Source organism: Spirillospora sp. NPDC047418 (assembly GCF_040643275.1).
Classification (GTDB): domain Bacteria; phylum Actinomycetota; class Actinomycetes; order Streptosporangiales; family Streptosporangiaceae; genus Spirillospora.
The window spans coordinates 24,359-39,532 of sequence record NZ_JBEYTW010000024.1; the positions used below are offsets into that span (position 1 = coordinate 24,359).

Sequence of the window (15,174 nt, forward strand, 5' to 3'; positions counted from 1 at the left end):
TACCCGGGACCCCAAATTCCGGCGGTGGGACGGCCCCCCCCCGCCCCGCCCGCGAGCGGGCGTGCCGGTCGGTCGTCGCTCGGATCAGGAGTTGCGCTGGCCGGCGTCGTCGCCGCGGCGGGTGCGGCGGCGGCGCGGGCCGCGCTCGCCGTCGTCCCGGCGCGGACGGCGCTCGCCGGAGTCGCCGTCGGACTCCTCGGCGGCGGTGTCGTCGCCGCCCTCGGGCTTGTCGGCGGCCTCCCGCTCGACCACCTCGACCGGCACCAGCGACAGCTTGCCGCGCTGGTCGATCTCGGTGACCTCGACCTGGATCTTCTCGCCGACGCCCATGACGTCCTCGACGTTCTCGATCCGGGCGCCGCCGTGCAGCTTGCGGATCTGCGAGACGTGCAGCAGGCCGTCCTTGCCGGGCAGCAGCGACACGAACGCGCCGAACGTGGTGGTCTTCACGACGGTGCCGAGGAACCGCTCGCCGACCTCCGGCATGTGCGGGTTGGCGATCGAGTTGATCGCCTGCCGCGCGGCCTCGGCGGACGGGCCGTCGGTCGCGCCGACGTAGATGGTGCCGTCGTCCTCGATCGTGATGTCGGCGCCGGTGTCGTCCTGGATCGAGTTGATCATCTTGCCCTTGGGGCCGATGACCTCGCCGATCTTGTCGACCGGGACCTTGATCGTGATGATCCGCGGCGCGTTCGGGCTCATCTCGGCGGGCGCCTCGATGGCCTCCTGCATGACGTCCAGGATCGCCAGGCGCGCGCCCCTGGCCTGCTTCAGCGCGGCGGCCAGCACCGAGGCGGGGATGCCGTCGAGCTTGGTGTCGAGCTGCAGCGCGGTGATCAGGTCGCGGGTGCCGGCGACCTTGAAGTCCATGTCGCCGAACGCGTCCTCGGCGCCGAGGATGTCGGTGAGCGTCACGTACTCGTCGCCCTCGTTGATGAGGCCCATCGCGATGCCCGCCACCATCTGCTTCAGCGGGACGCCCGCGTCCAGCAGCGACATGGTGGACGCGCAGACCGAGCCCATCGAGGTGGAGCCGTTGGAGCCGAGCGCCTCCGACACCTGCCGGATCGCGTACGGGAACTCCTCGCGCGTCGGCAGCACCGGCAGCAGGGCGCGCTCGGCGAGCGCGCCGTGCCCGATCTCGCGCCGCTTCGGCGAGCCGACGCGGCCGGTCTCACCGGTGGAGTACGGCGGGAAGTTGTAGTTGTGCATGTAGCGCTTGGTGCGCTCGGGGTTCAGCGTGTCGATCGTCTGCTCCATGCGGAGCATGTTCAGCGTCGTCACGCCGAGGATCTGCGTCTCGCCGCGCTCGAACAGCGCCGAGCCGTGCACGCGCGGGACGACGTGCGCCTCGGCGGTCAGCTGGCGGATGTCCTTCAGGCCGCGGCCGTCCATGCGCAGCCCGTCGCGGATGACCCGCTCGCGGACCAGCTTCTTGGTGACGGCGCGGTAGGCGGCGGAGATCTCCTTCTCGCGCCCCTCGAACTGCTCGGCGAGCTTCTCGGCGGCGACCGCCTTGATCTCGTCGAGCCGGGACTCGCGCTCCTGCTTGCCGGCGATGGCCAGCGCCTGCGCGAGGTCGCCGCCCACGGCCTCGGACACGGCGGCGAGCACGTCGTCCTGGTAGTCCAGGAAGATCGGGTACTCGCGGGTCTCCTTGGCGGCGACGGCCGCGAGGTCGCTCTGCGCCTTGCACAGCACCTTGATGAACGGCTTGGCCGCCTCGAGGCCCTCGGCGACGGTCTCCTCGGTCGGGGCGGTGGCGCCCTCGCCGACGAGCTGCAGGGTGCCGCGGGTGGACTCCGCCTCGACCATCATGATCGCGACGTCGCCGTCGGCGAGCACGCGCCCGGCGACGACCATGTCGAAGGTGGCGCGCTCCAGCTCGGGGTGGGTGGGGAAGCCGACCCACTGGCCCTCGATCAGCGCGACGCGGACGCCGCCGATCGGGCCGGAGAACGGCAGCCCGGCCAGCTGCGTGGACATCGAGGCGGCGTTGATCGCCACGACGTCGTACAGGTGGTCGGGGTGCAGCGCCATGATCGTCTCGACGATCTGGATCTCGTTGCGCAGGCCCTTGGTGAACGACGGGCGCAGCGGCCGGTCGATCAGCCGGCAGGTGAGGATCGCGTCCTCGGAGGGCCGGCCCTCGCGGCGGAAGAACGAGCCGGGGATGCGCCCGGCCGCGTACATCCGCTCCTCGACGTCCACGGTCAGCGGGAAGAAGTCCAGGTTGTCCTTGGGCTTCTTCGACGCGGTGGTCGCCGACAGCACCATCGTGTCGTCGTCGAGGTAGGCGACGGCCGAGCCGGCCGCCTGCCGGGCCAGCCGGCCCGTCTCGAAGCGGATGGTGCGGGTGCCGAACGTGCCGTTGTCGATCACGGCTTCGGTGCTCTGCGCACCGTCGATGCGCACGGCTTCTGTCACGGGAAACCTCCTCAGGGTTCCATGTCGGACCTCGCGGCCGTTTCCCGTCGGCTCGTCACGCTGCCGGTCTTCGATCGAAGCACCCGGATCGAGATCGCCGCCGATGCGGCGGAACGGATCCGGAAGCCACTACCGAGGACCGGCCCGCACCGGCGGTGTCCGCGAGGCTGGTCTGCAGTTGTGCGGCCGGGGCGGGCGGCGTCGCGCGCGCCCGCCCCGGCCATAAAAGGAAGGGAGCGGCCCGGCGGGCCACTCCCTCACCGTGCTAGCGGCGCAGGCCGAGTCGTTCGATCAGCTGCCGGTAGCGGTTGATGTCCTTGTTGCTCAGGTACTTCAGGAGGCGGCGACGACGGCCGACCAGCAGCAGGAGGCCGCGGCGGCTGTGGTGGTCGTGCTTGTGCTCCTTGAGGTGCTCGGTCAGATCGTTGATGCGGCGCGTGAGCAGCGCGACCTGGACTTCCGGCGATCCGGTGTCACCCTCAGTGGTCGCGTACTCGGCGATGATCTGGTTCTTCGTGGCGGTGTCGAGCGACACGTGGCTCCTTCGATGTGATCGTCACCCGCAGATCCGGGCCCGGAGGGCGTGCGGGTCCGCATGGTGCGTTTCAAGAGGGTGGCGGGCCGCATGAGGGTGCAGCCAGCCGCGCCGGGGCCCTTCCCGGCGACTATTCACCGTACCATGCCGGAAACCCACCCGGTCACGATGCGAGAACCCCTGCTATCGGAGCGTACGCACAGGTCAGGGCGGGTTCGCGGGGGTTCAGCCGGAGGTGATCTCGCGGGCCCGCGCCACGTCCCGGTGCATCTCCTCGATCAGCGCGTCGATCGAGTCGAACTTCAGCGTGTCGCGGATGCGGGCGGTGAAGTCGACGCCCATGTGCTCCCCGTACAGGTCGAGGTCGTCGCGGTCCAGCGCGTACGCCTCGACGGTCCGCTCCCCCGCGCCCTCGAACGTCGGGTTCGTCCCGATGGAGATCGCGGCGGGCCAGCGGAAGCCCGGGTACCGGTCGGAGTCGCAGACGAGCCAGCCGCCGTAGACGCCGTCGGCCGGGATCGCGGTGTTCGGCGGCATCTCCAGGTTGGCCGTGGGGAAGCCCAGCGCCCGCCCCCGCCGGTGGCCGCGCACGACCACGCCCTCGACGCGGTGCGGCCGGCCCAGCGAGCGCGCCGCGGCCTCGACCTCGCCCGCGTCCAGCCGCTCCCGGATGTAGGTGGAGGAGATCGTGTCGCCGTTGGCCACCAGCGGCATCCCCTCCGCGGTGAAGTCGTACTTCTCGCCGAGCTCGCGCAGGAGCGCGACGTCGCCCTTGGCCTTGTGCCCGAACCGGAAGTCCTCACCGACGATGACGTGCGCCGCGTGCAGCCGGTCGACCAGGACCTGCCGGACGAACTCGTCCGGCGGCGTCCTGGACAGCTCCAGGGTGAACGGGACGACGACGACCGCGTCCGTGCCGAGGCCCTCCAGCAGTTCGACGCGGTACCTGGTCGTGGCGAGCAGCGGCGGATGGGTGCCCGGCCGGACGACCTCGTCGGGGTGCGGGTCGAACGTGATGACCACCGAGCGCAGGCCGCGGCGGCGGGCCTCCTGCACCGCGGCGCCGACGATCCGCTGATGGCCGCGGTGCACGCCGTCGAACACCCCGATGGTGATCACTGAACGGCCCCAGTCCGCGGGAACCTCGTCGAGGCCATTCCAACGCCGCACCATTCTCTCCCTGCGTAGGACGTGCCTGTCCGGCCTTCTCCTGCCGACCTTAAGAGTGCCATGAGCGGACGCCCGCGGTCGCACCCAGGGGTACCCGTCAGGCCGACTGGTAGACGACGAGGGAGACCGCTATGTACTGCAGGATGTAGGCGGCGAGCGTGCAGGCGTGGAAGACCTCGTGGAAGCCGAACCAGTTCGGCGACGGGTCGGGGCGGCGCAGGCCGTAGACGACGCCGCCGACGCTGTAGCAGATGCCGCCGGCCGCGACCAGGAGGCAGGCGGCGAGGCCCGCGCCGTCCAGGAACTGGGGCAGGAAGAACACCGCGACCCAGCCGAGGACGATGTAGAGGGTCACGTAGAGGGCGCGGGGGGCGCCGATCCACGCGGTGCGGAACACGACGCCGGCGATGGCGCCCGTCCAGACGGTGCCGAGGACGGCGACGCGCATGCCGCCGTCCAGCGCCAGGACCGCGAAGGGGGTGTAGGTCCCGGCGATGATCAGGTAGATGTTGGCGTGGTCGAACCGGCGCAGCACCTCGATCAGCCGGTGCGAGCGCTGCCGGTGGTAGGTCCCCGAGATCCCGAACAGCATCCCCGATGTCGCCACGTACAGCGCCGACGCGAGCCGCGCCTCCACGCTCGGGCCCAGCGCGACGAGCACCAGCCCGGCGACCAGCACCGCGGGGAACGCGCCGAGGTGCAGCCAGCCGCGCAGCCGCGGACGGGTCGGGGACGCCACCGGGGGGTGGTCCTTCACAGTGGTCACGGACACCTCCTGCCTCAGTAACTTACGCTCTCGTAGGTTACGCGCCCGTAGGTTTCGGTGCAGCACTTTCCCCCGGTGATGCTCGCCACGGGCGCGCCGCCCGATTCGAGCCGGGGTCAGGAGACGCCGGAGGTCAGGGGACGAAGACGGCCAGGGGCTTGGCCACCGGGCCCTGCTCCTCGACGAGGGCGAGCAGCGTGCCGTCGGGGGCGAAGACCCCGACCGGGCCCGGCCCGAGGCCGGCCGCCGGGAGGCGCCCGCCGTGCGCGACCTTGCGCGCGTCCTCGGCCGAGACGTCGCGGCGCGGGAACACCGCGGCGACCGCCTCGTCCATCGGGAGGATCTCCAGCTTCTCCGCGAGCCGGTCGAGCGTGCGCGCCATCGGCAGGTCGTAGGGCCCGACGCGGGTGCGGCGCAGCGCGGTGAGGTGGCCGCCGCAGCCGAGGGACGCGCCGAGGTCGCGTGCCAGCGCCCGGATGTAGGTGCCGGACGAGCACGAGACGGACGCGTCCACGTCGATCAGGTCGCCGTCGCGGCGGACGGCGGCGACCGTGAACTCGTGCACGGTCACCGGACGGGCGGCCAGGGCGACCTCCTCGCCCTTGCGGGCCATCTTGTAGGCCCGCTCGCCGTTCACCTTGATCGCACTGACCTGCGGCGGGACCTGCTGGATCGGCCCGGTCAGCGCCGCGATGCCCGCGTGCAGCGCCTCGTCGGCGACGTGCGCGGCGGACGCGGACGCGGTGATCTCGCCCTCCGCGTCGTCGGTGTTGGTCGACTGGCCCAGGCGGATCGTGGCGTCGTACCCCTTCTCCGTCAGCGCGAGATGCCCGAGGAGGCGGGTCGCCTTGCCGACACCGAGGACGAGCACGCCCGTCGCCATCGGGTCGAGCGTGCCCGCGTGCCCGACCCGCCGGGTCTTCGCCAGCCGCCGCATCTTCCCGACCACGTCGTGCGACGTCCAGTCGGCGGGCTTGTCCACGATGACGAGTCCCGAGTTGTCCACGCGCGCTCCGAAAGGTCAGTCGTCGTCGGTGTCGCCGGGCACGCGCAGCGCCGCGCGCAGCCGGTCGATGATGGCGGCGGGCTCCCCGCCCATGGTGAACGCGGCGGCGGTGCGGTGCCCGCCCCCGCCGAGGTCGACGCAGGCGCGGCCCACGTCGACCGCGCCCTTGGAGCGGGTGGAGACGTACCACTCGCCCCGGTCGTTCTCCTTGCACACGACCGCGACCTCGGCCTCGTCGGTCCGCCTGAGCTGGTCGATGACCCCTTCGAGCTGGTCGTAGTGGACGTCGCGGGCGGCCCGGTCGGAGCGGGCGACCGCCGTCCACACCAGGCCGAGGCCGCCGGCGGCGTCGCGCTCCAGCCGGGCCCGCGCCAGCGCGCCCGCGAGGACCTGCAGGTACCCGAAGGGGGCGCGGTCCCACAGCTCGCGGCTCACCGCGTCCGGCCGGACGCCCGCCGTCAGCAGCCGTCCCGCCAGGTCGTGGACCTCGGGGGTGGTGCACGGGTACTTGAACGAGCCGGTGTCGCTGGCGAGCCCCGCGTACAGGCCCTGCGCGATGTCGCGGTCCAGCGGGACGCCGAGCCTGCGGATCAGCTCCTCGACCAGCACCGCGGTCGCGGCGGCGTCCGGGTCGACGAGCCGCACGCCGCCGAACCCGGTGTTGGACGCGTGGTGGTCGACCACGATCAGCGCGCCGGCCCGGTCGGCGTGCCCGGCGAGTCCGCCGAGCCGCGCCCGGCCCGCCGCGTCCAGCGAGATCATCAGCTCCGGGGCGGCCGGCATCCGCGCGGGCTCCACCAGCAGCTCCTGGCCCGGCAGGAACCGCAGGATCGCCGGGACGACGAACGGATCCGCGAAGGACGCCGCGCACCGCTTGCCCAGCGCGCGCAGCGCCTGCGCGAGCGCCAGCATGGAGCCGAGCGCGTCGCCGTCCGGGGCGACGTGGCAGGCCAGGCAGATCTCCTGCGCCCCGCGGATCAGCTCGACCGCGCGGTCCCACTCCAGGCCGGGGGGCGCCGCGCCGGACGCCGCGGCCGACGGCCCGGGCGGCAGCGCGGCCCCGCCGCGGGCCCCGGCGCCGCCGCGCGGGACGACGTCATGGTCGCTCACGGTGTGCCCGTCGTGCAGGTGGAACTGCTCCGGCCGGCCGGCGCCCGGCGTCTCCGCGCGGCCCTGCGGCCCGCTCACGACGACGGGCGTCCGGAACGGCCGTCCTCACCGCCCCCCGCGCCGTCCAGGTTCGAGCCGTCCAGTCCCGCGCCTGCCGAGTCCGCGCCTGCCGAGTCCGGGCCGACCGAGTCCGCGCCAGCCGAGTCCGGGCCGACCGAATCCGCGCCAGCCGGGTCCACACCAGCCGAGTCCGCGCCTGCCGAGTCCGCGCCTGCCGAGTCAGCTTCGTCGAGGTCCGCGTCGTCGAGGTCGGCGTCGTCGGTGGCGGGCTCGCGGTAGGGGTTGGCGTCACCGGCCGGGGAGGCGCCCTGCGCGGCCTTCGCGACCTCGGCGTCCCTGGCGCGGGCCTTGGCCAGCAGGTCGTCGATGTGCGCCGCGTTCTCCATCAGGGAGTCCATGACGAAGGTGAGGCTGGGCGTGTGCCGGACCCCCGTCTTCCTGCCCACCTCCGTCCGGATCACGCCCTTGGCGCTCTCCAGCGCAGCGGCCGTCTCGGCGCGCTCGCCGTCCGACCCGTACACCGTGTAGTACACGGTCGCGTCGCGCAGGTCGTTGGTGATGCGGGTGTCGGTCACGGTCACGAAGCCGAGCCGCGGATCCTTGATCCGCCGCTCCAGCATCTCGGCCACGATCTGCTGGATGCGGTCGGCGAGCTTGCGCGCCCGGGCTGCGTCCACCATGATCGCACTCCCTTTCTCTGGTCTGCCGACCCGTTATTCGTCGTCGCTGAATATCCGCTGGCGGGCGGACAGGAGTTCGACCTCCGGCCGCCCCGCCACCAGGCGTTCGCACTGGTCGAGCACCTGGGTGCAGTTCGCGGCGGTCCCGGAGACCACCGCCACGCCGAGCTCCGCCCGGCGGTGCAGGTCGTTGCCGCCGGTCTCGGCGACGGCCACCGCCGGGAAGTGCTTGTGCACCTCGGCGATGATGGGCCGGACGACGGACCGCTTCTGCTTCAGCGAGCGGACGTCCCCCAGCAGCAGGTCGAGTGTCAGCGCACCCACGTACACCTGGTCGATCACCTCGGGATCTTCTGAAGATGGAACGACGGGGATCACCCGCCGTGTTCCCGGCCGCACCCGCGCACGGCGGGGCGGGCCGGACATGACGGACGCCAGGCTAGAAGATCAGCCTGGCGTCGTGTCATCCGATCAACGATCACATCGGCGACGGGCCGCCGCCCGCGCGGACCGGGCCCGGAGGCCGGGTCCGCGCGGGCGTGCCGCCTGCCTCAGACGCGGGGCTTCTCCCGCATCTCGAAGCACTCGACGACATCGCCGAGCTTGATGTCGTTGTACCCCACGCCGATACCGCACTCGAAGCCCTCGCGGACCTCGGTCGCGTCGTCCTTGAAGCGGCGCAGCGACGACACCGTGAGGTTGTCGGCGACCACGACGCCGTCGCGGACGAGGCGCGCCTTGGCGTTGCGCTGGATGATCCCCGAGGTGACCATCGAGCCGGCCACGTTGCCGATCCGCGGCACCTTGAAGATCTCGCGGACCTCCGCGGTACCGAGCTGGACCTCCTCGAACTCCGGCTTGAGCATGCCCTTGAGGGCCGCCTCGATCTCCTCGATCGCCTGGTAGATGATCGAGTAGTACCGGATGTCGACGCCCTCGCGGTCGGCCAGCTCCTGCGCGTTGCGCTCCGGCCGCACGTTGAAGCCGATGATGACCGCGCCCTCTTCGGACGCCAGCGACAGGTTGACGTCGTCCTGCGTGATCGCGCCGACACCGCGCCGGATGATCCGCAGGCTGACCTCGTCGCCCACGTCGATCTTGAGGAGCGAGTCCTCCAGGGCCTCGACCGAGCCGGACACGTCGCCCTTGAGGATGAGCAGCAGTTCCTGCCGCTTGCCCTCCTGGAAGTCCTTGAACAGTTCCTCGAGGGAGCTGCTCTTGCGACTCTTCAGGAGTTCGGCGTTGCGCTTGCGCGCGACCCGCTTGTCGGCGATCTGCCGGGCGATCCGGTCGTCGTCGACGACCAGGAAGTTGTCGCCCGCGCCGGGCACGGCCGCGAGGCCGAGCACCATCACCGGACGGGACGGGCCCGCCTCGTCGACGTTGTTGCCGTTCTCGTCGAGCATCGCCCGGACGCGGCCGTTGGCCACGCCGCAGACGATCGAGTCGCCGATCCGCAGCGTGCCGCGCTGCACCAGCACGGTCGCCACGGCGCCCCGGCCCTTGTCCAGGTGGGCCTCGATGGCCGAGCCCTGGGCGGGCATGTCGGGGTTGGCCTTCAGGTCGAGCTCGGCGTCGGCGGTCAGGATGATCGCCTCCAGCAGCCCGTCGATGTTGGTGCCCTGCTTGGCGGACACGTCCACGAACTGCGTGTCGCCGCCGAACTCCTCGGCGACCAGGCCGTACTCGGTCAGCTGCGCGCGCACCTTGTTCGGGTCCGCGCCCTCGACGTCGATCTTGTTGACCGCGACGACGATCGGGACCCCCGCCGCGGTGGCGTGGTCGATCGCCTCGGTGGTCTGCGGCTTGACGCCGTCGTCCGCGGCGACCACCAGCACCACCAGGTCGGTGGTGTCGGCACCGCGGGCGCGCATGGCGGTGAACGCCTCGTGGCCCGGGGTGTCGATGAAGGTGATCTTGCGGTCCTCGCCGTCGACCTCGGTCTCGACCTGGTAGGCGCCGATGTGCTGGGTGATGCCGCCGGCCTCGCCCGCCTGCACGTTGGCGTGCCGGACGGCGTCCAGCAGCTTGGTCTTGCCGTGGTCGACGTGGCCCATGACGGTGACGACCGGCGGACGGGCCTGGAGGTTCTCCTCGCCGCCCTCGTCCTCGCCGTACTCGATGTCGAACGACTCGAGCAGCGCGCGGTCCTCGTCCTCGGGGCTGACGACCTGGACGTCGAAGTCCAGCTCGATCCCGAGCGCCATGAGGTCGTCGGGGTCGACCGACTGGGTCGCGGTGACCATCTTGCCGAGATGCATCATGATCGCGACGAGCGACGCCGGGTTGGCGCCGATCTTCTCGGCGAAGTCGGTCAGGGTCGCGCCCTGCGGCAGCCGGATGGTCTTGCCGTGGCCGCGCGGAGCCGAGACACCGCCGGCGGCGGGCGCCTGCATGTTCTCGAACTCTTGACGACGCGCCCGCTTCGACTTGCGTCCGCGCGCGGGACGGCCGCCGGGACGGCCGAAGGCGCCCTGCGTGCCGCCGCGACCGCGGCCGCCGCCGCCCGGACGGGGACCGAAGCCGCCGCCGGGACGACCGCCGCCGCCTGCGCGGGGACCGCCGAAGCCGCCGCCGGGACGGCCGCCGCCACCGGGACGACCGCCGCCACCGCCGCCGCCGGGACGGCCGCCGCCGCCCGGACCGCGGCCGCCACCGCCGCCACCGGGGCCGCCGCGCCCGGGGGCGCCTGCGGGCCGCGAGGACGGCATGTTCATCGGGCTCGGCCGGGGGCCGCCCGGCCGGGGCGGCATGCCGCCCGGGTTCGGGCGCGGGCCGCCGGCACCGGGCGCACCGCCGGGACGGCCGCCGGGACGCGGGCCGCCTGCGCGGTCGCCGCCGGGACGGTCGCCGCCGGGGCGGTCGGCGCCCGGCCGCGGGCCGGGCCGCGGGCCCGGCTTGGGCGCCCGGCCCATGCCGGTGTTGGTCGAGCTGAACGGGTTGTTGCCCGGACGCGGCCGGCCGCCGCCTCCGCCACCACCGCCGCCGCCCTGGCGCGGGCCGGGGCGCGGGCCCGGCTTGGGCCCCTGGGGACCCGGCCGCGGGCCGCCGGGCGCGCGGGTTCCGGCGCCGTTCCCGGCCGCCGGGGGTGCCGCCGGAGCGGCCGCGGGCGGGGCGCTCGGCCCCTGCGCCGCGGGCGCGTCGACCGGCGCGCTCGGCGCCGGCGGGACGGGCGGGCGCGGGCCCGGCTTGGGCATGCCGCCGCCCTGGCCGCCCTGGCCGCCGGGGCCCGCGGGGGCGCCGGGGGCCTGCTTGGGCGCGGGCGGACGCGGCGCGGCGGGCCGGTGGGCCTGCTGGCGCGCACCCTGCCCGTCGGAGGCGCCGCCACCGGGCGGACCCGGACGCGGCGCGGCGGGACGCGGACCCGAAGGTCGCTTCGACGCGCCCCGATTGTCCCCCTGCTTGGAGGACGAAGAAGAATTGGAGAAGGCTTCCTTCAGCCTGCGTTCGACCGGCGCCTCGATCGTGGAGGACGCCGACCGTACGAACTCGCCCATCTCCTTGAGCTTGGCCATGACGACCTTGCTCTCTACACCGAACTCCTTGGCGAGTTCATATACCCGGACCTTGGCCACTGCACTCCCTACTCGGTCCGGGGGTGCGGCCTCCGGACCGTCGCTAACTTGCCGTACTCATCGCGGCGTGCTCATCGAGCGCTCATAGCAATCTCGACCTGCTTCCGACTAGACGTCGCTTACCATTCGGCCATCCTGCTGCTGCGCGGCGGGCGCCGCAACTCGCGCCCGCAGCGCACCGGTGTCGAGCGGCCCCGGAAGGCGGAACGCCCTCGGGAACGCCCGACGTCGCTCTGCGAGCTCGAGACACGCCGGATCGGGATGCAGATGCGCGCCCCGTCCCGGCAGCCGCCCGCGGGTGTCGGGGACGATGACGCCCTCGACCACCACCAGGCGCAGCAGGTCGGATTTGACCGTGCGGACCCGGCAGCCCGCACACGTGCGTACAGGGGCCGCCCGGCCACGTTTCATGAGTCTACCGCGCCGAGGCGTCGGCGGGGCCTGTCGCATGCTCTCCTGACGTAGAAGATCCCGTTTCGCCGGATTCGGCCGCCCGCCCCGGTGCCGGCTCAGGTGCCGGCTCGGGCGTCGGCTCGGGCTCGGTGTCGGACCTGATGTCGATCCGCCAGCCGGTCAGCCGGGCCGCCAGCCGCGCGTTCTGCCCCTCCTTGCCGATGGCGAGGGACAGCTGGTAGTCGGGCACCACCACCCGGGCGACCCGGGCGTCGGCGTCCACCACCTGCACATGGGAAACCCGCGCCGGCGACAGGGCATTCCCGACGAGCTCCGCCGGATCGTCCGACCAGTCGACGATGTCGATCTTCTCGCCGTGCAGTTCGGCCATCACGTTGCGGACCCGGCCGCCGAGCGGGCCGATGCAGGCGCCCTTGGCGTTCACGCCCTGCTTGCGCGAGCGCACCGCGATCTTCGTGCGGTGGCCGGCCTCGCGGGCGATCGCGGAGATCTCCACGGTGCCGTCGGCGATCTCCGGGACCTCCAGCGCGAACAGCTTGCGGACGAGGTTCGGGTGCGTCCGCGACAGCTGCACCGACGGCCCGCGGTGGCCCTTGCGGACCTGGACGACGTAGGCGCGCAGCCGCTCGCCGTGCTCGTAGCGCTCACCCGGCACCTGCTCCTGCGGGGGCAGCACGGCCTCGATCCGGCCGAGGTCGACCAGCACGTTCCGCGGGTCCTTGCCCTGCTGGATGATGCCGCTGACGATGTCGCCCTCGCGGCCGGCGTACTCGCCGAACGTCAACTCGTCCTCGGCGTCGCGCAGCCGCTGCAGGATCACCTGCTTGGCCGTGGTCGCCGCGATGCGCCCGAACCCGGTCGGCGTGTCGTCGTACTCGCGGAGGTCGCCCCCCTCCTCGTCGGTCTCGGTCGCCCACACGGTCACGTGCCCGGTCTGCCGGTCCAGTTCGACGCGCGCCTTCGGCGCCGCGCCCTCCGTCCGGTGGTAGGCGATCAGCAGGGCGTCTTCGATGGCCTTGACGGCCACGTCGAGCGAGATGTCCTTCTCGCTCTCCAGGCCCCGCAGGGCGGTCATGTCGATGTCCACGAGGTTCCCCCCTCTAGTCCGGCTCAGCCGGAGAACGCTTTTCCTCGGCCGCACGGTTCAGGGGTTTGAACTCCACCTGCACCCGGCCGCGCCCCAGCTCGCCCAGCCCGAAGCGGCGCCGCACCGTCCCGGCCCCGGCGCCCTTCGGCCCGCCGCCCTTCGGCCCGGCTCCCTTGCCCCGGCCCTTCTGGACGACGTCGATCTCGACGGCCTCGTCGTCGGCCGCGACCACCCGGCCCTCGATCTGGCCTCCCTCGGCCAGCGGGGCGACGACCAGCCGGCCGACGGCGCGGCGCCAGTGCCGCGGCTCGGTGAGGGGTCGGTCGACGCCGGGCGAGGTCACCTCCAGCACGTAGGGCGAGGTCCCCATGGCGTCGGACTCGTCGAGCAGCCGCGAGGCGGCGTCGCTCACCCGGGCGACGGCGTCCAGGTCGACCCCGCCGTCCCCGTCCACGACGATCTTCACAAGCCGGCGGCGGCCGGCCGGGCGCACGTCGACCTCCTCCAGGTCGAGGCCCGCCGCACCGACGGCGGGCGCCAGCAGCCGGGTCAGCTCGGCGATCGCGGCGTCGCGCCCGCCCTGAGCGCGGCCACCGCGGGACTCGACGCTCATGGACCCTCCTCGTTTTCCCTCTGTTGTCACGCCCGCGATCCGCGGATGTCACCGTACGTCCGCCGGCACCTCAAGACTATCGACAGCCGGAGACCGCGGCGGTCTTTCGGACGGCTCACCGGCGCGGCGGATATGGAATGCTTGAGCTGGCCCGATGGACGCGACCGGGGAGCGCGGCCGCGGCGGGCCGCCGCCACCACACCACCGGGTGAGGAGTCTGCCTTGCCAGAGGCGATGCCGCGCCGCGCGCTGCTGCTCGGCGGCGGGGCCGCGCTGGTCCTGCCGTGGCTCTCGGGATGCGCCGCGCAGGCGGCCCCGCGCCGGGACGTGGCCACGCTCGTCGGCGCGATCGCGTCCGAGCGGCGGCTGATCGCGGCGTACGGGGCGGCGCGGTCCTCCGGTGCGCTGCCGGCCGGCCGGCTCGACCCCGTCCTCGCGCACCACCGGGAGCATCTGGCGGTGCTGGAGCGGCACTACGTGCCCGGTTCCGGCGACCGCGCGGACGAGGGCGGCGCGCTGCCGGGCCCGAGCCCCGCCCCGGCGGTCCCGGGCGGTTCGCCGCTCGGCTGGCTGCGCGAGCTGGAGGACGGCGCGGCGCGGGCGCGGACGGCCGACGCCGCGAAGGCCGGGCCCGCGCTGGCCCAGCTGCTCGCGAGCATCGGCGCGTGCGAGGCGGGGCACGCCGGGACGGTCCGGGGCGAGCCGCCGGCCGTCCGGTCCACGTCCGACGCGCGGGCGCTGCAGACGGCGCTGGCCGCCGAGCACGCCGCCGTGTACGGGTACGGGGTGCTCGGGGCGCGGCTGCGCGGGACGCTGCGGGCGACCGCGAAGGAGATGTGGGACGGCCACCGGGCCCAGCGCGACGAGCTGGTGTCGATCCTGTCGGTGCGGCCCGTGCCGGCGGCGGCCGCGTACCGGCTGCCCGTGCGGCCCGCCGACGCCCGCGGCGCCGCCCGGCTCGCGGCGGCGCTGGAGGACGACGTCGCCGGCGCGTACGTCGGCGTCGCCGGCCTGTCCTCCCCCGACCTGCGGGCGTTCGCCGCCGACAGCGCGCAGCGGGCGATGGCGCGGTCGGCGCGGTGGCGGGCGAAGGCGGGCGGGGCTGCGCCGCCCGAGGCGTTCCCCGGGCTGCCGTCCGCGGCCCTGTCGCCGCGTCCCGAACCGGGTGAGTGATCTTCCGCACGGCGGGAACGATGCGCGGGATCGATCGCGTTGGTCCCGGTAGAGGGACTACTCGGGGGAGGAGCCCAGACGTGAGCACGACTCCGCGGGAGGGCGGGCGCAGCGCCGTCGACGAGCTGCGGGACGCCTATCGCGAACAGCTGAACCGGCTCGCGGCCGAGCGCGACGCGGCGCGGCGCCAGGCGCGCACGGCGCAGGCGCGGGCGGACGTCGCGCGCGCCGACCTCGCGAGCCTGCAGAGCCGCGTGCGGGAGCTGCTGACGGCCGCGGCGCGGCACCTTCCCGACCTCCCGGCCGCCGATCCGCCGGACGTGGCGGGTCCGGCCCGCGCGGAGCTCACCGCCGGGGACGCGCCGGAGCCTCCCGCCGCCCCGGACGCACCCGGCGACGACGCGGTCCGTCCCGAACGCGCCGACCGTCCAGAACACCCCGAACGCTCCGGACGTCCTGAACATGTCGAACGTCCTAAACACGTCGAACGCCCTCGGCGCTCCAAGGGTTCGGCGCGGACGGCCTGACCGGGGAGGAACGGCCCGCCCAAGGGCCGTG

Annotated in this window: 13 protein-coding genes and 1 pseudogene; 2 read left to right on the top strand and 12 right to left on the bottom strand. The window is 73.7% G+C overall.

Features of this window, described 5'->3' with window-relative positions; genetic code table 11:
• Positions 1-84: 84 nt before the first annotated feature.
• The 12 genes and pseudogenes from ABZ806_RS17385 to rimP form a co-directional block, all read right to left on the bottom strand.
• Positions 85-2,409 (bottom strand): polyribonucleotide nucleotidyltransferase, encoded by a 2,325-nt coding sequence (locus tag ABZ806_RS17385; RefSeq protein WP_500218381.1) that lies wholly within the window; start codon positions 2,407-2,409, stop codon positions 85-87.
• Between the two features lie 283 nt (positions 2,410-2,692).
• Positions 2,693-2,962 (bottom strand): 30S ribosomal protein S15, encoded by a 270-nt coding sequence (rpsO, locus tag ABZ806_RS17390; RefSeq protein ID WP_021599383.1) that lies wholly within the window; start codon positions 2,960-2,962, stop codon positions 2,693-2,695.
• A gap of 225 nt (positions 2,963-3,187) precedes the next feature.
• On the bottom strand, positions 3,188-4,132 hold the full coding sequence (locus ABZ806_RS17395; RefSeq protein ID WP_500218308.1) for a bifunctional riboflavin kinase/FAD synthetase: 945 nt from the start codon (positions 4,130-4,132) through the stop codon (positions 3,188-3,190).
• Between the two features lie 97 nt (positions 4,133-4,229).
• Positions 4,230-4,898 carry a PAQR family membrane homeostasis protein TrhA gene (gene trhA / locus ABZ806_RS17400; RefSeq protein WP_500218309.1) on the bottom strand — a complete coding sequence of 223 codons (669 nt, stop codon included), beginning with the start codon at positions 4,896-4,898 and terminating at the stop codon, positions 4,230-4,232.
• A 133-nt stretch (positions 4,899-5,031) separates the two neighbouring features.
• A complete protein-coding gene (gene truB, locus ABZ806_RS17405; protein WP_500218310.1) occupies positions 5,032-5,904 on the bottom strand; it encodes a tRNA pseudouridine(55) synthase TruB in 873 nt (290 codons plus the stop codon).
• A 15-nt stretch (positions 5,905-5,919) separates the two neighbouring features.
• Positions 5,920-7,092, bottom strand: coding sequence for a DHH family phosphoesterase (locus ABZ806_RS17410; protein WP_500218311.1), 1,173 nt, complete (start codon positions 7,090-7,092; stop codon positions 5,920-5,922).
• Positions 7,093-7,313: 221 nt separating this feature from the next.
• A pseudogene (gene rbfA / locus ABZ806_RS17415) lies at positions 7,314-7,754 on the bottom strand (30S ribosome-binding factor RbfA); the annotation flags it as partial.
• 33 nt (positions 7,755-7,787) lie between these two features.
• Positions 7,788-8,096, bottom strand: a complete 309-nt coding sequence (locus tag ABZ806_RS17420; protein ID WP_500218312.1) for a DUF503 domain-containing protein — start codon at positions 8,094-8,096, stop codon at positions 7,788-7,790.
• 209 nt (positions 8,097-8,305) lie between these two features.
• Positions 8,306-11,329 (bottom strand): translation initiation factor IF-2, encoded by a 3,024-nt coding sequence (gene infB, locus ABZ806_RS17425; protein WP_500218313.1) that lies wholly within the window; start codon positions 11,327-11,329, stop codon positions 8,306-8,308.
• A 108-nt stretch (positions 11,330-11,437) separates the two neighbouring features.
• Positions 11,438-11,779: a YlxR family protein gene (locus tag ABZ806_RS17430; protein ID WP_500218314.1), complete on the bottom strand. Its 342-nt coding sequence runs from the start codon at positions 11,777-11,779 to the stop codon at positions 11,438-11,440.
• Positions 11,745-12,818 (bottom strand): transcription termination factor NusA, encoded by a 1,074-nt coding sequence (gene nusA / locus ABZ806_RS17435; protein ID WP_500218382.1) that lies wholly within the window; start codon positions 12,816-12,818, stop codon positions 11,745-11,747. The genes ABZ806_RS17430 and nusA overlap by 35 nt, the downstream gene beginning before the upstream one ends.
• 25 nt (positions 12,819-12,843) lie before the next feature.
• Positions 12,844-13,443, bottom strand: a complete 600-nt coding sequence (gene rimP, locus ABZ806_RS17440) for a ribosome maturation factor RimP (RefSeq protein WP_500218315.1) — start codon at positions 13,441-13,443, stop codon at positions 12,844-12,846.
• A 222-nt stretch (positions 13,444-13,665) separates the two neighbouring features.
• Between rimP and ABZ806_RS17445 the strand changes: the two genes are divergently transcribed.
• Together ABZ806_RS17445 and ABZ806_RS17450 are read left to right on the top strand one after the other, a co-directional pair.
• Complete coding sequence (locus tag ABZ806_RS17445) at positions 13,666-14,616, top strand: ferritin-like domain-containing protein (RefSeq protein WP_500218316.1); 951 nt, start codon at positions 13,666-13,668, stop codon at positions 14,614-14,616.
• Positions 14,617-14,696: 80 nt separating this feature from the next.
• Positions 14,697-15,143, top strand: coding sequence for a hypothetical protein (locus tag ABZ806_RS17450; protein ID WP_500218317.1), 447 nt, complete (start codon positions 14,697-14,699; stop codon positions 15,141-15,143).
• Positions 15,144-15,174: the final 31 nt, after the last annotated feature.